Annotated in this window: 16 protein-coding genes and 1 pseudogene; 12 read left to right on the top strand and 5 right to left on the bottom strand. The window is 66.8% G+C overall.

The window, feature by feature from the left end; genetic code table 11:
• Positions 1-139 precede the first annotated feature (139 nt).
• Complete coding sequence (locus KI242_RS11535; protein ID WP_212806158.1) at positions 140-1156, bottom strand: AraC family transcriptional regulator; 1017 nt, start codon at positions 1154-1156, stop codon at positions 140-142.
• Positions 1157-1327: 171 nt separating this feature from the next.
• Between KI242_RS11535 and KI242_RS11530 the strand changes: the two genes are divergently transcribed.
• Together KI242_RS11530 and KI242_RS11525 are read left to right on the top strand one after the other, a co-directional pair.
• Positions 1328-2179, top strand: a complete 852-nt coding sequence (locus KI242_RS11530; RefSeq protein ID WP_011060466.1) for a 3-hydroxybutyryl-CoA dehydrogenase — start codon at positions 1328-1330, stop codon at positions 2177-2179.
• Entirely contained in the window at positions 2172-2768 is a 597-nt protein-coding gene (locus KI242_RS11525; protein ID WP_161467367.1) for a TetR/AcrR family transcriptional regulator, read from the top strand. Before KI242_RS11530 ends, KI242_RS11525 begins: the two co-directional genes overlap by 8 nt.
• A gap of 3 nt (positions 2769-2771) precedes the next feature.
• Here KI242_RS11525 and KI242_RS11520 read toward each other — a convergent pair whose 3' ends face one another.
• Entirely contained in the window at positions 2772-3407 is a 636-nt protein-coding gene (locus tag KI242_RS11520) for a response regulator transcription factor (RefSeq protein ID WP_015634952.1), read from the bottom strand.
• A complete protein-coding gene (locus KI242_RS11515; RefSeq protein ID WP_053157412.1) occupies positions 3404-5305 on the bottom strand; it encodes a PAS domain S-box protein in 1902 nt (633 codons plus the stop codon). Before KI242_RS11515 ends, KI242_RS11520 begins: the two co-directional genes overlap by 4 nt.
• A gap of 310 nt (positions 5306-5615) precedes the next feature.
• Between KI242_RS11515 and KI242_RS11510 the strand changes: the two genes are divergently transcribed.
• From KI242_RS11510 to KI242_RS11490, 5 genes are all read left to right on the top strand, one after another.
• Positions 5616-7238, top strand: coding sequence for an acyl-CoA synthetase (locus KI242_RS11510; RefSeq protein WP_123430356.1), 1623 nt, complete (start codon positions 5616-5618; stop codon positions 7236-7238).
• Between the two features lie 196 nt (positions 7239-7434).
• Complete coding sequence (locus tag KI242_RS11505) at positions 7435-9207, top strand: acyl-CoA dehydrogenase C-terminal domain-containing protein (RefSeq protein WP_015634949.1); 1773 nt, start codon at positions 7435-7437, stop codon at positions 9205-9207.
• Positions 9208-9327: 120 nt separating this feature from the next.
• Positions 9328-9741: a hypothetical protein gene (locus tag KI242_RS11500; protein ID WP_015634948.1), complete on the top strand. Its 414-nt coding sequence runs from the start codon at positions 9328-9330 to the stop codon at positions 9739-9741.
• Positions 9742-9791: 50 nt separating this feature from the next.
• A complete protein-coding gene (locus tag KI242_RS11495) occupies positions 9792-10352 on the top strand; it encodes a hypothetical protein (protein WP_244868186.1) in 561 nt (186 codons plus the stop codon).
• Between the two features lie 91 nt (positions 10353-10443).
• Positions 10444-10968, top strand: coding sequence for a hypothetical protein (locus tag KI242_RS11490; protein ID WP_194237916.1), 525 nt, complete (start codon positions 10444-10446; stop codon positions 10966-10968).
• Between the two features lie 95 nt (positions 10969-11063).
• Here the strand turns inward: KI242_RS11490 and KI242_RS11485 are convergent, their stop codons facing one another.
• Together KI242_RS11485 and KI242_RS11480 are read right to left on the bottom strand one after the other, a co-directional pair.
• Complete coding sequence (locus tag KI242_RS11485) at positions 11064-11249, bottom strand: DUF2188 domain-containing protein (RefSeq protein WP_011060459.1); 186 nt, start codon at positions 11247-11249, stop codon at positions 11064-11066.
• 95 nt (positions 11250-11344) lie between these two features.
• Positions 11345-11551 carry a DUF6021 family protein gene (locus KI242_RS11480; RefSeq protein WP_015634945.1) on the bottom strand — a complete coding sequence of 69 codons (207 nt, stop codon included), beginning with the start codon at positions 11549-11551 and terminating at the stop codon, positions 11345-11347.
• 163 nt (positions 11552-11714) lie between these two features.
• Between KI242_RS11480 and KI242_RS11475 the strand changes: the two genes are divergently transcribed.
• The 5 genes and pseudogenes from KI242_RS11475 to KI242_RS11455 all read left to right on the top strand — a co-directional run bounded on the left by KI242_RS11475 (position 11715) and on the right by KI242_RS11455 (position 15779).
• Complete coding sequence (locus tag KI242_RS11475; protein WP_212806157.1) at positions 11715-12344, top strand: HAD family phosphatase; 630 nt, start codon at positions 11715-11717, stop codon at positions 12342-12344.
• Positions 12345-12661: 317 nt separating this feature from the next.
• A pseudogene (locus tag KI242_RS11470) lies at positions 12662-12849 on the top strand (DUF1843 domain-containing protein).
• 36 nt (positions 12850-12885) lie between these two features.
• Entirely contained in the window at positions 12886-13521 is a 636-nt protein-coding gene (locus KI242_RS11465) for a DUF1842 domain-containing protein (RefSeq protein ID WP_065363504.1), read from the top strand.
• A 51-nt stretch (positions 13522-13572) separates the two neighbouring features.
• A complete protein-coding gene (locus tag KI242_RS11460) occupies positions 13573-14181 on the top strand; it encodes a DUF1842 domain-containing protein (protein ID WP_011060454.1) in 609 nt (202 codons plus the stop codon).
• Between the two features lie 131 nt (positions 14182-14312).
• Positions 14313-15779, top strand: a complete 1467-nt coding sequence (locus tag KI242_RS11455; protein WP_212806156.1) for a GDL motif peptide-associated radical SAM/SPASM maturase — start codon at positions 14313-14315, stop codon at positions 15777-15779.
• Positions 15780-15862 lie beyond the last annotated feature (83 nt).

Raw genomic sequence — 15862 nt, 5'->3', positions numbered from 1 at the left:
CCGACCGTAGGCGCCGGCTTGCCGGCGAACAGGCCCTTGGATGGGGCGGTGATCTTGCGGGCGCCTTCGCTGGCAAGCCAGCTCCTACGGGGGGGCTGTGTGATGTGGCGAAATCCGTAGGAGCCGGGATGTCGTGGAATCAGGCGGGGGCTGGCTGGAAACGCGCGCGGTAGCGCCCGGGACTTTCGCCGGTCCATTTCTTGAACGCGCGGTGGAAGGCGCTGGGCTCCTGGAAGCCGGTGAGTTCGGCAATCTCGCTGATGCTGGCCGCCGAGCGGCGTAGCAGCTCGACGGCGACGCCGCGGCGCACTTCGTCCTTGATTTCCTGGTACGAGCCGCCCTCGCGCTCCAGGCGTCGGCGCAGGGTGCTGGCGCTCATCTGCACTTCGCGGGCGAAGGCTTCCAGGGTCGGCCACTGGCTGTAGTGGCTGCCCCGCAGGCGCTGGTGCACCTGGGTGGTCAGCCCGTGCTGGTTGCGAAAGCGGATCACCAGCCATTGCGGGGCGCTGCGCAGGAACACCTTGAGTGAGGCCAGGTCCTGGACCACCGGCAGGCGCAGGAAGCGGCTGGCGAATTCGATCTCGGTGCGCCCGGCGTTCCAGCTCAGGTTGCTGCCCCACAGCAGCGCATCGTCGCTGAGGCTCAGGCGCGAGTGGCGAAAGTCGGCACGGTCGATGGGAATCCGTCGCCCGCCGAGCCAGCACAGCAGGCTGATGATCAGCACCAGCAGGGTTTCCTCGGCGTAGTGGCTGCGCAGCGGGTCGGCGCAGCGGCTGTCGAGGCTGATCACCGCACGCTTGCCCCGCAGGCTGAGGCTGGCGCGGACGTCCCGCAGGAACAGGCCGAAGTTGTTCAGGCACTGGCGCAGGGCCTTTTCCAGGTTGGGCTCCTGGATCAGTCCGCGACAGATCAGGGCAAAGGCCCCCGGCGGCATGCCCCGGGAGTCGAGCTGGAAGAATTCGTCCTGCAACTCGCGGATCTGGATCAGCCACAGCGCGGCAAAGGCACTGCCGGGCACCCGCGCCCGGGGCTGGTCGAGCAACGTCGGGTCGATGCCGGCCTCGCGCAGCACGGCCGCCAGCCGCGCCGGCTGCTGGCGCAGGGCGTGGGTCATCACCCGGACAAAGTAGACCGCGACCGAATCCGATTCACGCATGTAGAGGCTGTGCTCCCGTAGCTGGACCTATGGCAAAAAACGCCAGCACGCTTGACCGCTTTCGGCATAGGCCGGCCACCGCGCCGGGCTCTAGACTCGCGCTGGATAATGCGCTGTGCAAGGCAACCGCGCCATGCTCCGCGAAGGCAATGAACAAAGGAAGAGCTGAAGATGAATCTTGCGAATATCGGGGTGATCGGCGCCGGCACCATGGGCAACGGCATCGCCCAGGTCTGCGCCCAGGCGGGCTTTGACGTGACCCTGCTGGACATCGCCCAGGGCGCCCTGGAAAAGGCCCTGGCCACCATCGGCAAGAACCTCGACCGCCAGGTGAGCAAGGGCACCCTCGGCGAAGACGACAAGCTCGCCGCCCTGGGCCGGATCCGCATCAGCACCGACTACGGCGTGCTCAAGGATGCGCAACTGGTGATCGAAGCCGCCACCGAGAACCTCGACCTCAAGCTCAAGGTGCTGCAGCAGATCGCCGCCCAGGTCAGCGCCGAGTGCGTGATCGCCTCCAACACCTCGTCGCTGTCGATCACCCAACTGGCCGCCAGCGTCAGCGCGCCCGAGCGGTTCATCGGCCTGCACTTCTTCAACCCGGTGCCGGTGATGGGCCTGATCGAGGTGATCCGCGGCCTGCAGACCAGCGACGCGACCCACGCCCTGGCCATGGACATGGCCCAGCGCCTGGGCAAGACCGCGATCACCGCCGGCAACCGCCCGGGTTTTGTGGTCAACCGCATCCTGGTGCCGATGATCAACGAGGCGATCCTGGTGTTCCAGGAAGGCCTGGCCAGCGCCGAGGACATCGACGCCGGCATGCGCCTGGGCTGCAACCAGCCGATCGGCCCGCTGGCCCTGGCCGACCTGATCGGCCTGGACACCCTGCTGGCGATCCTTGAAGCCTTCTACGACGGCTTCAACGACAGCAAGTACCGCCCCGCGCCGCTGCTCAAGGAAATGGTTGCCGCCGGCTACCTGGGGCGCAAGACCGGTCGGGGCTTCCATCACTATGGCTGAGCGCTGCTCACGCTTTGCCGAAAGCCGCGACAAGGCCCTGGAGCTGTTCGCCAGCAAGGGCTTCGGCCAGGTCGGCATGCGTGAGCTGGCGAGCCATCTGGGGCTGACCCCGGGCTCGCTGTACCACCATTACCCGAGCAAGCAGCACCTGTTGCTGGACCTGATCGAGGAGTTCTTCGATGAGCTGCACAGCACCCTCAAGCGCCTGCAACGGCGCAAGTTGCAGGGCGACTGCCTGCCGGCGCTGATCCGCGCCCACCTGAAGCTGCATCGGGAATTGCCGCGGCATTTCCGCCTGGTGGAGCGCGACAGCGGCTGCCTCAATCCCGACCAGCAACTGCGGGTCGGGCAATTGCGCGAACGCTACGAACAACAGCTGGTGCAGTTGCTGGGCACCCCGACCGGCCTTGGCCCACAGGCGCAGCGCGCCGCGGCCCATGCTTTGGCCAACCTGCTCAACAGCGCCCCCAGTTGGTTCAGCGAGCAACCCCTGGCCGAGCGGGAACGCGAAGCCCTGTTGGAAAACCTGCTGAGCGGCGCCATCGAGCGCCTGCTGGGCGGCATGCCCGTGCGCAGCGCGGTGGCCTGAGCCTCAGCGCAGGTGCAGCGGGTCTACCAGCCCGGCGGCAATGGCCATGCCCACCAGTTCCGGCAGGTGTTCGGCCTGCATGCGTTTCATCACCCGTGAGCGATACAGGTCGATGGTCTTGATGCTGACCCCCAGTTGCTCGGCAATTTCCCGGTTGGTGTAGCCCTGCACCAGCGGCAGCAACACGTCTTTCTCCCGTGGCGTCAGGCTTTCCAGCAACCGTTGCACCCGGGCCTGCCCGGCACTCTGGTTCTGATGGCGGTCGGCGCGGCTCAGGGCCTGCTGCACGCTGTCCAGCAACAGCTGTTCGTTGTAGGGCTTTTCAATGAAATCCACCGCCCCGGCCTTGAACGCGCGGACCACGATGGGCACGTCGGCGTGGCCGCTGACAAAGATCAGCGGCAGGCGGATATCGCGCTGGCGCAGCTCTTCCTGGACGTTCAGCCCGCCCATGCCGGGCATGCGCACATCCAGCAGCACGCAGGCATTGAGGCTCGGGTCGCAGTGTTCGAGAAACTCGCGGCCACTGGTGAAGGGCAGCGCCTTGAGCCCCACCGACTCCAGGAGCCAGACGGTGGAGTCGAGCATGCCCGGGTCGTCGTCGACCACATACACCAGTTGCTGCGCCACACTCGTCATTGCCTTGCTCCTGTCGTTGCGGGGGAAGTTGCCTGGGACGTTGCCGAGGGGTCGGCCGGGGCACTGGCCGGCAGCCGGCAGCACATGCGCAGGCCGACGGCCTGGGGCTGGGCCTGCAAGTCGCCGCCAAAGCCCTCGACGATGCTGCGGCTCATGGACAGCCCGAGCCCCAGGCCATTGGCCTTGCTGGTGTAGAACGGGGTGAACAGCTGCGGCAGTTGCTCGGCGCAGACACCGGGGCCCTGGTCGCTGACGCTGATCTGCACCCCGCCTTCGGCCGTCGCCTCGGCGGCCAGCACAATGTGCGAGCCCTGCTGCCCATGCACTTCGCGGTTGGCCTCGATGGCGTTGCGCAGCAGGTTCAGCAGCACCTGCTCCAACAGCACCCGGTCGGCGTACACCGGCGGCAGATTATCCGCCAGCTGCAAGTCGATCGTCACCTGGCTGGCCTGGGCTTCCCAGGCACACAGGCGCACGGTTTCCCGGGCCACTTCGGCGATGTCCAGGGCCTGCACCCGGCGCCCGCCCTTGCGCAAAAAGGCCCGCAGGCGCTTGATCACTTCGGCGGCGTGGGTCGCCTGCTCGGCAATCCGTTCCAGGCCCTGGGCCACCTTGCGGGCGGCCTCTGGCTGGGTGCCCAGGGCCTGCAAGTAGCGCTGGCTGGCATTGGCGTAGTTGACCACTGCGGCCAGCGGCTGGTTGATCTCGTGGGCGATACCCGAGGCCAGTTCGCCCAGGGTCACCAGGCGCGCGGTGTGGGCCAGTTCGTCCTGGTGATGGCGCTGCTGGGCTTCGCGCAGTTCGCGCTCGCTCTGGTCGTGGGCCACCAGGGAATAGAAACGCTCGCCACTGGCCGCGCGGTGGGCCAGGAGCATCAGCGAGACCGGAACCGAGGCGCCGCCGGCCGGCGGTTGCAGGCGCGCCTCGATGCTCCAGCGGCCGCTGTGTTCAGCGCGGTCCCAGCCTTCACGTTGCAGGCTATCGAGTACCGCAGCGCTGAGGATGGCCGCCAGTGGCGGCATTGCCTGCCCGTCGCCGAGCCCCAGGGTGCGCCGCGCCGCCGGGTTGAGGTAGGTCACCGCGCCGCCGGGCTGGATGAACAGCACCGGGTCGGGGTTGGCCTCTACCACTTCCGCCAGGCGCCGCTTGTTCTCTTCGGCCTGGACCCGGGCGGTGATGTCCCGGGACACCGCCACCACTTCCACCACGGTGCCGGTGTAGGTGTCGCGAATGCCGCGGCAGGCGGTTTCGAACCACAGGTAGTGGCCGTCGCGATGGCGGATGCGGTAGGTCATGGTGTGGTAGCCGTCCTGCTCCAGGGCATCGCGGGTGCGCTGCATCAGCCCGGCCAGGTCCTGGCTGTGGAACAGGCTGCGGGCCAGACGCCCGCGCAGTTGCTCGGGCCAGTAGCCGAGCAGGGTCCAGGAGGCCGGTGAGGCGTCGAGGAAGCTGCCGTCCGGGGTGTGCCGGGAAATCAGGTCAGTGGTGTTTTCGGTGATCAGGCGGTACAGGCGCCGGGCCTTGGCCGACTCGCGCTCGGCCCGGACCTGGGCCGTGGCTTCCTGGCAGCGCGCCAGCACCCGCTGGCGATGCGGATCGGGGATAAAGCTCCAGAGCAGGATGCGCTCGCCCCACTGGGCTTCCACCTGCTCGATGGCCCGCTGCTGTTCCAGGCAGGCCCGCACCAGGGCCGGGTGGTTGACCGGCAGCAGGGCCGCGAGATCGCCAGTGGCAGCATCGTCCAGCCACTGGCGCAGTGCCGGGTTGAGGTCCAGCGGCTGCGCCTGGGCGTCCAGCAGCAGGCTGGGTTGCGGGTCGTGGCCGAGCCAGGGCGAGTCCGGCAACTGGCCTTCACGCTGCAGGCGCAGCCAGTGACGCAGGTGGGTAGAGTCGGGCATGGTCGATCAGTCTCGCGGCCGGAAGGGTAGGTTCTTTTTATAGTACAACTACTATACAACTCAGGTAGTACTTCCATATCAATCGACAAACAGTATATAAAAGACCCCGGATAAGTCACCGAGCTTTCGCTGGGTGTGCTGCGTACCTGTAAGCAACGCCGAACGTAGGAGCTGGCTTGCCAGCGAAGAGGCCCGTGGGATCGCTTTCGCCGGCAAGCCGGCGCCTACAGTCAGTGCCCCCAGGTACACAGCACGCGCCACCCAAGCCTCGGCCAATAGAGCTAATAATCAGCCACCGGGTACCCGAACCATGTCCATCTACGAGCAAGGCCTAGCGCCGACTGCCGTCAACCATATCGCCCTCTCCCCCTTGAGCTTCATCGAGCGTACCGCTGCGGTTTACCCCGATTACCCGGCGGTGATCCACGGTTCGATCCGTCGCACCTGGGCCCAGACCTACAGCCGCTGCCGGCGCCTGGCCTCGGCCCTGGCCGGGCGCGGCATCGGCAAGAACGACACGGTGGCGGTGATGCTGCCTAACATCCCGGCGATGCTCGAAGCACACTTCGGCGTGCCGATGATCGGCGCCGTGCTCAATGCCCTCAATGTGCGCCTGGACGCCGAGGCCATCGCCTTCATGCTGGCCCACGGCGAAGCCAAGGTGCTGATCGCCGACCGCGAGTTCCATGAGGTGATCCACGCCGCCGTGGCCATGCTCGATCACCCGCCCCTGGTGATCGACCTCGACGACCCGGAGTACGGCGAGGGCCAGCCGGTCAGCGAGCTGGACTACGAAGCGTTCCTGGCCGAGGGCGATCCCGAGTTTGCCTGGCAGTGGCCCGATGACGAGTGGCAGGCCATCGCCCTGAACTACACCTCGGGCACCACCGGCAACCCCAAGGGCGTGGTCTACCACCACCGCGGCGCCTACCTCAACGCCCTGGGCAACCAGATGACCTGGGCCATGGGCAACCACCCGGTGTACCTGTGGACCCTGCCGATGTTCCACTGCAACGGCTGGTGCTACCCCTGGACCGTCACCGCCCTGGCCGGGGTGCATGTGTTTTTGCGCCGGGTCGACCCGCAGAAGATCCTCGACCTGATCCGCGAGCATCAGGTCACGCACCTGTGCGGCGCGCCCATCGTGCTCAATGCCCTGGTGAACATGCCCGACACCGCCAAGGCGGCCATCGACCACCCGGTCAACGCCATGGTGGCCGGGGCCGCGCCGCCGGCCAAGGTGATCGGCGCGGTGGAGGAAATGGGCATCAAGGTGACCCACGTCTACGGCCTGACCGAGGTCTATGGCCCGGTGACCCTGTGCGCCTGGCACGCCGCCTGGGATGAACTGCCCCTGGAACAGCGGGCGCAGATCAAGTCGCGCCAGGGCGTGCGCTACCCGACCCTGGAAGGGGTGATGGTGGCCGACCCGAAAACCCTCGAACCCACGCCCCGGGACGGCCAGACCATCGGCGAGATCTTCATGCGCGGCAACACCGTGATGAAGGGCTACCTGAAGAACCCCACGGCCACCGCCGAAGCCTTCGAGGGCGGCTGGTTCCACACCGGCGACCTGGGGGTGACCCACCCGGACGGCTACGTGGAGATCCGCGACCGGCTCAAGGACATCATCATTTCCGGGGGCGAGAACATTTCCACCATCGAACTGGAAGGCGTGCTCTATCGCCACCCGGCGGTGCTGGAAGCGGCGGTGGTGGCCCGGCCCGATGAAAAGTGGGGTGAGACGCCCTGCGCCTTCATCACCCTCAAGGCCGATCATCAGGACGTGCGCGAAGCCGAGATCATCGCCTTCTGTCGCGAGCACCTGGCAGGCTTCAAGGTACCGCGTACCGTGGTCTTCAGCCCGTTGCCCAAGACCTCCACCGGCAAGATCCAGAAGTTCGTCCTGCGCGACATGGCGAAAAACTTCTAGCCTGAATACACCTACCCAGCCCTTGTAGGAGCTGGCCGGGCGGCGCTCCGCTTGCCAGCGAAGGCGTCGGCCAGGGCGATGCATGGCTTGCGGGCCTCTTCGCCGGCAAGCCGGCTCCTACAAGGTGGCGGGGTTTTCGTTGTCGATTCATGCGGCCGAGGCCGCTCAACCTCCACTTTTGCCCGAGGTTCCTGCAATGCCCGAATTCAACGCTCCGCTGCGCGACATGCGCTTTGTCCTGCATGAAGTGTTCAACGCACCCAAGCTCTGGGCGCGCCTGCCGGCCCTGGCCGATACCGTGGACGGCGACACCGCCGACGCCATTCTCGAAGAAGCGGCCAAGGTCACCGGCAACCTGATCGCCCCGCTCAACCGCAGCGGCGACGAGGAAGGCGCCAGCTGGCACGCCGGGCAGGTGCGCACCCCGGCCGGTTTCAAGGAGGCCTACAGCACCTATATCCAGGGCGGCTGGGTCGGCCTGAGCGGCAACCCGGCCTACGGCGGCATGGGCATGCCGAAGATGCTCGCGGTGCAGTTCGAGGAAATGCTCTACGCCGCCAACTCCAGCTTCGCCCTGTACTCGGCCCTGAGTTCCGGGGCCTGCCTGGCCATCGACGCCCACGCCAGCGAAGCGCTGAAACAGCTGTACCTGCCGCCGATGTACGAAGGCCGCTGGGCCGGCTCCATGTGCCTCACCGAGGCCCACGCCGGCACCGACCTGGGGATCATCCGCACCCGCGCCGAGCCCCAGGCCGACGGCAGCTACCGCATCAGCGGCAGCAAGATCTTCATCACCGGCGGCGAGCAGGACCTGACCGAGAACATCATCCACCTGGTGCTGGCCAAGCTGCCGGACGCCCCGGCCGGGCCCAAGGGCATCTCGCTGTTCCTGGTGCCGAAGATCCATGTGGACGCCAACGGCAATCTCGGCGCGGCCAACGCGGTGAGCTGCGGTTCCATCGAGCACAAGATGGGCATCAAGGCCTCGGCCACCTGCGTGCTGAACTTCGACGGCGCCACCGGCTGGCTGATCGGCGAGGCCAACAAGGGCCTGGCGGCGATGTTCACCATGATGAACTACGAGCGCCTGTCCATCGGCATCCAGGGTATCGGCTGCGCCGAGAACTCCTACCAGAACGCCCGCACCTACGCCCGCGAGCGTATCCAGAGCCGCTCCCCGGCCGGCCCGGTGGCCAAGGACAAGATCGCCGACCCGATCATCGTCCACCCCGATGTGCGGCGCATGCTGCTGACCATGAAGGCCATGACCGAAGGCGGCCGCGCCTTCGCCAGCTACGTCGGCCAGCAGCTGGACCTGGCCAAGTTCGCCGACCAGCCCCATGAGCGGCACAACGCCGAGGCCCTGGTGGCGCTGCTGACCCCGGTGGCCAAGGCGTTCTTCACCGACACCGGCCTGGACAGCTGCGTGCTGGGCCAGCAGATCTTCGGCGGCCACGGCTACATCCGCGAATGGGGCCAGGAGCAACTGGTGCGGGATGTACGCATCGCCCAGATCTACGAAGGCACCAACGGCATCCAGGCCCTGGACCTGCTGGGGCGCAAGGTGGTGGGCAACGGCGGCGTGGCCCTGCGCCTGTTCACCGGCGAGATCCGCGACTACGCCTACCTGCCCGGCGCCGCCTACGCCGCCGAGCTGCTGGACGCGGTGCAACGCCTGGAAGACCTCAGCGACTGGCTGCGTGAACAGGCGGCGCAGAACCCCCACGCGGTGGGCAGCGCCTGCGTCGAATACCTGCAGCTGTTCGGCTACGTGGCCTACGCCTACCTGTGGGCGCGCATGGCCCAGGTGGCCGAGCACAAGCGTTCCGAGGACGACGGTTTCTACGGTGCCAAGCTGGCCACCGCGCGCTTCTACTTCAGTCGCATGCTGCCGCGCATCCTCAGCCTGGAGCAGAGCATCCGCGCCGGCAGCGCCTCCTTGTTCGGCCTCGACGCCGAGCACTTCTGAGCCCCTGGGCAGGGCGCCCGGCGCCCTGCCCCGTGCCGGTAAAAAAGCCGCGCCCGCAGGTGCAAAACCCCGGGCGGCCCGGCATACTCCGCGCACCCGAGCACCGCCCAAGGAAGAAACGTGTTGGCCCCCGCCCTGATCATCGCCAGCTCAGCCATCGTGCTGCTGCTCGGCACCCTGCACCTGATCTACACCTTCGCCACCGACAAATTCCAGCCCCGGGACCCGGCCCTGGCCGAACGCATGCGCCAGGTGTCACCGATGATCACCCGCCAGACCAGCCTGTGGCGGGCCTGGGTCGGCTTCAACGCCAGCCACAGCCTGGGCGCCATGCTGTTCGGCCTGGTCTATGGCTACCTCGCCTGGCTGCACCCGGCCCTGCTGCTGGAGGCCCGTGGCTTGCTGCTGATCGGCCTGGGGTTTCTCGCCAGCCTGTGGGTGCTGGCCATCCGTTACTGGTTTCGCATTCCCCTGGCGGGCATCAGCATCGCCCTGGTGCTGTTCGCGGTTGCCTGCGGTTTGCTGTTGGTTTGAACCCAGCCCACCACACACTCTCATCGGCCCTGTTTTTTTCGAGTCTCTGCATGTCGCCCCTGCACACTTTCTGGTCCCGGCTCTACTACCTCCTGTGCTGGATCGCCGTGGCCGCACAATTGGCCACCATGATCCGTTGCAACCTGCACCTGATCGTCCCCCGGGAAGTCGGCGGCACGCTGTTCGGCGGCTCCATGGGTTTCATGCTGTACCTGGGCGGCTGGGCCTTCAGCGTCATCGGCCTGGGCCTGGCCGTGCTGACCCGGGTGCCCGGCGCCCGCCTGGCCTGGATCATCGGTGGGCTGGTGCAGTTGCTGCTGGGCCTGTGGTGGCGGATCCACTACCCGGACGATTTCGACGGCAACCTGATCTTCAGCATCCAGGCCCGGGAGCTGGACTATGTGATGGTCTTCGGTTTCGCCCTGGTCTACAGCGGCATCTACCTGATGCACCAGCAGCGGCTCAAGCCGAGAGCCCCCGCCACCCTCCGTGAGCTGTCGTTGCGGATTGCATGGGCGGTATTGCTGGGGGGCTTCTTCATCCCCCCTTGGTCAATGCCAGCAAGGCGCCCCTGCCGTACTGCGCCTTCAACCGGGCCGGCGAACAGTTGAGCCTGTGCCTGGGCCCTGGCAACCGGGTCATTGTCGACTGACCGCCAACCCCGCCTCTTTCTTGCTTCACCAAACCTCGATGAGTGTGCCCATGTCTCGCCTGTTTACCCTGTGGTTGTGGCTCTACCGCCCTCTGTGCTGGATCGTCGTTGCCGCGCCCTTGTCGCTGATGCTGCTGTGCGACGTGCAGATGATGCAGCCGCGGGATGTCAGCAGCACGCTGTTCGGTGGGGCCATGGGCTTTCAGCTGTACCTCTTTGTCTGGGTGCTGTGCCTGATCGGCCTGGCCGTGACCCTGCTGACCCGGATGCCCGGCGCGCGCCTGGCCTGGCTCCTGGCCGGGCTGGTGCCGCTGCTGCTGGGCGCCTGGTGGCGGTTCGACTACCCGGATGACCAGGACGGCAGCCTGGCCATCAGCCCCCAGAAGTGGGAGCTGGAGTACATGATGGGCATCACCTGTGTGTTCGTGGTCAGCGGCCTGTACTTCTACTGGCGCCGCCGCCTCGCCCCGCGGCCCGCCGCCGACAACGCCGATGAGCTGTTTCTGCAGACCCTGTGGGCACTGGCCCTGGCAGCAGCCTTCATCCTCCCGCTGCTGAGTTTCATGCAGCCGTAACTGCGCCCCGCTGCGCCCTCGCCCCGTCCGGCCATGCCCCCGGCCAGGCATAAAAAAAGCCCCGAACCGGTCGGGGCTTTTTTCCTGCCTGGGCGCTAGCCACCGGTGGCGGCCGGTCGTTGCCTGCGCGCCGGCAGGGCGGCGGCAAAGGCCATGGCCTCTTCCCGGGTGCCGAAGGTAGCAAGCCGGTCACCCGGCGTGCAGACCTTCCAGGGCCCATGGTTGACGCTCAAGACCTGATAGCCGTTGATCTGCAGTTTGTTCAGCAGCGGCGTGCTCATGGACACCTCCTTTTTCCTCGGCGAGCCTGGGGCTTGGGCGTTTTACCTTACACCCGCCACACCGCCCGGCGACTGCCGCATGTCGGCGCGCCGGGTCACTTCTTCAGGTTGGCCAGGGGATCGTAGGCCCGCGAGCGCTTGCGCCGGTGCTCGGGTTCAGGGCGGTCCAGGGGTGCCCTGGCCGGGCCTACCGGGTCTACCTGGGGGTCGGCCAGGTCTGGCGAATCGGGGTCGAAACCCGGGTCATGATGATTCGAGGCATGCTCGGACGAGCGCGGCCCCGTGGGGTTCTTGGCAGTCATGGGCAGCTCCTGTGCCAGCCTGGAAAAGGCCGGATACAGGGGTTGGATCACGATTCGTGGCCAGGGTGCCGCCGAGCGGACCAGCGGCCAGCGGCAAATTGCATTGTGCTGCCGGGCGTCGCAGGATGGCGCCTGGCCCATAACCGCTCAAAAGGACGTGTTCATGACGATTCGTGCCGTGGTTTTCGATTTTGGTGGCGTGCTGTTCGACTGGAGCCCGCACCACCTGTACCGCCAGCTGATCCCCGACGATGAGCGCCGCCAGTGGTTCCTCGACACCATCTGCACCCAGGCCTGGAATACCCGGCAGGACGCCGGCCGCAGCCTGGCCGAGGCGACCCGCAGCCTGGTGGCCGAGCACCCCGACCATGCCCCCTTGATCGAGGCCTATTACGGGCGCTGGCCGGAAATGCTCAAGGGGCCACTGGATCAGGGCGTGGCCCTGCTGGAAGAACTGCACCAGGCGCAGGTGCCCCTGTTCGGGCTGACCAACTGGTCCCGGGAAACCTTTCCCTATGCCTGGGACAATTACCCGTTTCTGCAGCGCTTTCGCGACATCGTGGTGTCGGGGCAAGAGCGCCAGATCAAGCCGGATGCCGAGATCTATCACACGACCCTGGGGCGCATTCGTGCGCATTTGCCGGGGGTGGCCCCCGAGGAACTGGTGTTCATTGACGACCATGCGCCCAATATCGTCGCCGCAACGGCGCTGGGGTGGCATGGGATTCATCATGTGACGGCGGCCGAGACGCGGCGCCGGCTGGAGGAGTTGGGGGTGGTCCGAGCGCACTGACACCCCGTAAGGGCTGGCTTGCCAGCGAAGGCGCCGGCCAGGGCGATGCATGGCTGTCGAGGGCCTCTTCGCCGGCAGCCGGTGCCTACGCTCGCCCCCCTTTCTCACCCCCTCCTATCGCCATCCGCAATCACCTCCCGCCTGCATATCGCCCTTTGGAATGTCTCCAAAATCAACCCTTTACCGACCGTGAATCCACCGGTCGGAAACCCACAAAATCAATGTGCCATTACCCTGCCAATTCCACCCGCGCTGCTTAACTGCAAAAGCTGCCGAGTAGCGCAGCACCCCATCCACACCCACGGAAGGCAAACGCCATGAGCAATGCATCCCAACATGTGATCCCCCCTACGGAGTCGCCATCCAGTCGGCCATCAGCGAAGGCAAGCTGCCGGAGATGAAAGCCCTGCTGGCCAAGCGCGATCCGGCCAGGAACGAACCCAAGGATCTGCACAACGCCTACGAACAGCTGGCCAAGGAAGTCGCCCGCCTGGAACGCCGCTGATCGCGGCTCCCCTGTCATTGAATGGAGGCAAAGCAAATGTCCGGCAACTACTCGCAAGCCGAAGGCCTGTTCCCCCTGAGCTACCGCATCGGCACCTCGCAACCCGGCGCGCCCACCCTGATCCTCAACCTGCTGGTCTATACCCCGGAACACAGTGTGCGCGGCACTTCCAGCATCACCCAGGCGGTCAACCCGCCCCTGGACCTGCACAGCGATGTCTGGGGCCAGTACACCTACCTCACCGTCATGCCGCCCAGCACCAGCAAGATCCTCATCACGGCCCAGGGCAACCAGGGCGGCCCGGGGTCGAACTCGGTGATCAACTTCAAGCTGCACCTGGTGGTCAGCGACGACTGGAAGGAAGGCGTGGCCAACTATCAGTACTACAACGGCCACAGCTGGGTGACGGTCAACCAGGTGCCCGCCCACCTGCAGGAAACCGTGCAGTCCAGCACCCTGTCGGCCCCTCTGCACCGCGGCCAGCCCAACCATCCGCTGCCGCCGATCTCGGCGCTGTACGGGGCGCCGATCCACGGTGCCATCGCCAGCGGTGACCTGGCGCAGATGAAGAGCCTGCACAAGGTCGCCACCCAGCAACTGGAACAGCTGCCGCTGATCCGCACCGCACTGGTGGCCGCCAAGGCCGAGATCAGCCAGCAGGAGCGGCGCTGAGCCCGGCCGTCCATCGAACCTGATGTCTTCAAGAAGATAAGGAGTTGCAGCATGACAATCGGACTGTTCCATACCCGCCTCATCGTCGCCAACCCCGTGATCGGTGGGCCGGTGCTGACCCTCGACCTGCTGGTCGATACCCCGAAGAAACGCGTCAGCGGCGTTGCCCGCGTGACCCAGAGCACCTCGCCACCGGTGCAGTTCCACGCCGACGTGTGGGGCGACTACTCCCAGGTCAAGCTCGACCCCTCCAGCGAGGGGCACATCATCCTCAGCCTGGCCGGCAATCCCAGCGGCCCCACCAGCCAGATCGCCGAGACCTTCCATCTGCAGGGCATCCTCGGCCTGGACTGGGCCAGCGGTTTCGCCAGCTACAAGTACCAGTTCCAGGGGCACTGGCACGTGGTGCAACACGCCGCCGTGAGCCCGGCCCCGGTGGAGCAGGCGCAGGCAGCGGACTACGCCAGCCAGGCCGGCCCGGCCGCCGAAGTGCGCCACCCGCTGTACGCCGTGGCGCTGCAGCAGGCCCAGGCCAGCGGCGACCTGGCGCGGCTCAAGGCACTGGTGGCCCAGGGCGAGCAGCAACTGGCCAACGCTGACAACCTGACCCAGGCGGTGCAGCAGTTGCAGGCAGAAATCAGCCGCCTGGAACAGCGCTGACCACCAGCCCCCGGGCCGCCCGCCGCGGCCCCGGGGGCTGCCACAAAACGACCGCGCCATTGCGACACAAGGAAGGCGCGCCTATTTCGATGGGTTGGTGCCGCGCACCGCCGGGTGCGCAAGGAACTCTCATGTCAGACCGTCTCCCCGCCCGCTACCTCAGCGAAACCGACCTCAAGCGCTTTGTCCCGGTGCATGTGGTCTGGGAAATCACCCTCGCCTGCGACCTCAAGTGCCTGCATTGCGGCTCCCGCGCCGGGCATCGGCGCCCGGGCGAACTCAATACCCAGGAATGCCTGTCGGTGATAGATTCGATCGCCGCCCTGGGCACCCGGGAAGTCACCCTGATCGGTGGCGAAGCCTATCTGCGCAAGGACTGGACGCGGCTGATCCAGGCCATCCACGACCACGGCATGTACGTGGCGATCCAGACCGGCGGGCGCAACCTGACCACGGCCAAGATGCAGGCCGCGGTGGATGCCGGGCTCAATGGCGTCGGCGTCTCTCTAGATGGCCTGGCGCCGCTGCATGACGCGGTGCGCAATGTCCCCGGCTCCTTCGACAAGGCCCTGGATACCCTGCGCCGGGCCAAGCAGGCCGGGCTCAAGGTCAGCGTCAACACGCAGATCGGCGCCGCCACCCTGCCCGACCTGCCGGCCCTGATGGAGCTGATCATCGATGCCGGCGCCAGCCACTGGCAGATCCAGCTGACCGTGGCCATGGGCAATGCGGTGGATCACCCCGAGCTGCTGCTGCAGCCCTACCAGTTGCTGGAGGTGATGCCGCTGCTGGCGCGCCTGTACCGCGAAGGCGCCGAGCGCGGGCTGCTGATGAATGTGGGCAACAACATCGGCTACTACGGCCCCTACGAGCACATGTGGCGCGGTTTCGGCGACGATCGCGTGCACTGGAGCGGATGCGCCGCCGGGCAGACGGTCCTGGCCCTGGAGGCCGACGGCACGGTCAAGGGCTGCCCGTCCCTGGCCACCGTGGGTTTCTCCGGTGGCAACGTGCGCAGCATGAGCCTGCACGACATCTGGCACTACAGCGAAGGCATCCACTTCGGCCGCCTGCGCTCGGTGGACGACCTGTGGGGCTACTGCCGCACCTGTTACTACAACGATGTCTGCCGCGGCGGGTGCACCTGGACCTCTCACTCGCTGCTGGGCAAGCCGGGGAACAATCCCTACTGCCACTACCGGACCCTGGACCTGGCGAAAAAGGGCCTGCGCGAACGCATCGTCAAGCTCGAAGACGCCGGCCCGGCGTCGTTCTCGGTGGGCCGTTTCGACCTGATCACCGAACGCATCGACACCGGCGAGGCGGTATCGAGCGTCAACGACAGCGGCCAGGTGATCAAGCTGGCCTGGGTCAACCAGGGCCAGGCGTCGCCCGAGGAAGGCCGCATCCCGCCGCGCCTGGCCCTGTGTCGCAATTGCCTGGAGTACATCCACGCCCATGAAAGCACCTGCCCGCACTGCAACGCCGATGTCGCCGCCGCCGAAGCCCGGCACCAGCAAGACCGGCTGCGCCAGCAGGCGCTGATCAATACCCTGCACCGGTTGCTCGGCACGCCCCAGGAGCAGCCGCGCCTGTAACCCCCTCCCGCACCGCCGCCGCGCCCCCAATGGCGCGGCGACGGTTATATCGCCACGGGCGAGCATGGAAAAACCATCTATAA

This window comes from Pseudomonas sp. Eqa60 (genome assembly GCF_018326405.1).
GTDB classification, from domain to species: domain Bacteria; phylum Pseudomonadota; class Gammaproteobacteria; order Pseudomonadales; family Pseudomonadaceae; genus Aquipseudomonas; species Aquipseudomonas protegens.
Note: the sequence above shows the minus strand (reverse complement) of the source record. Positions and strands in the feature narration are given on the sequence as shown.

Coding starts and splice junctions, on each gene's coding strand:
- KI242_RS11535 (WP_212806158.1), bottom strand. CDS start 1,156: ATGCGTGAATCGGATTCGGTCGCGGTCTACTTTGTCCGGGTGATGACC.
- KI242_RS11530 (WP_011060466.1), top strand. CDS start 1,328: ATGAATCTTGCGAATATCGGGGTGATCGGCGCCGGCACCATGGGCAAC.
- KI242_RS11525 (WP_161467367.1), top strand. CDS start 2,172: ATGGCTGAGCGCTGCTCACGCTTTGCCGAAAGCCGCGACAAGGCCCTG.
- KI242_RS11520 (WP_015634952.1), bottom strand. CDS start 3,407: ATGACGAGTGTGGCGCAGCAACTGGTGTATGTGGTCGACGACGACCCG.
- KI242_RS11515 (WP_053157412.1), bottom strand. CDS start 5,305: ATGCCCGACTCTACCCACCTGCGTCACTGGCTGCGCCTGCAGCGTGAA.
- KI242_RS11510 (WP_123430356.1), top strand. CDS start 5,616: ATGTCCATCTACGAGCAAGGCCTAGCGCCGACTGCCGTCAACCATATC.
- KI242_RS11505 (WP_015634949.1), top strand. CDS start 7,435: ATGCCCGAATTCAACGCTCCGCTGCGCGACATGCGCTTTGTCCTGCAT.
- KI242_RS11495 (WP_244868186.1), top strand. CDS start 9,792: ATGTCGCCCCTGCACACTTTCTGGTCCCGGCTCTACTACCTCCTGTGC.
- KI242_RS11490 (WP_194237916.1), top strand. CDS start 10,444: ATGTCTCGCCTGTTTACCCTGTGGTTGTGGCTCTACCGCCCTCTGTGC.
- KI242_RS11485 (WP_011060459.1), bottom strand. CDS start 11,249: ATGAGCACGCCGCTGCTGAACAAACTGCAGATCAACGGCTATCAGGTC.
- KI242_RS11480 (WP_015634945.1), bottom strand. CDS start 11,551: ATGACTGCCAAGAACCCCACGGGGCCGCGCTCGTCCGAGCATGCCTCG.
- KI242_RS11475 (WP_212806157.1), top strand. CDS start 11,715: ATGACGATTCGTGCCGTGGTTTTCGATTTTGGTGGCGTGCTGTTCGAC.
- KI242_RS11465 (WP_065363504.1), top strand. CDS start 12,886: ATGTCCGGCAACTACTCGCAAGCCGAAGGCCTGTTCCCCCTGAGCTAC.
- KI242_RS11460 (WP_011060454.1), top strand. CDS start 13,573: ATGACAATCGGACTGTTCCATACCCGCCTCATCGTCGCCAACCCCGTG.
- KI242_RS11455 (WP_212806156.1), top strand. CDS start 14,313: ATGTCAGACCGTCTCCCCGCCCGCTACCTCAGCGAAACCGACCTCAAG.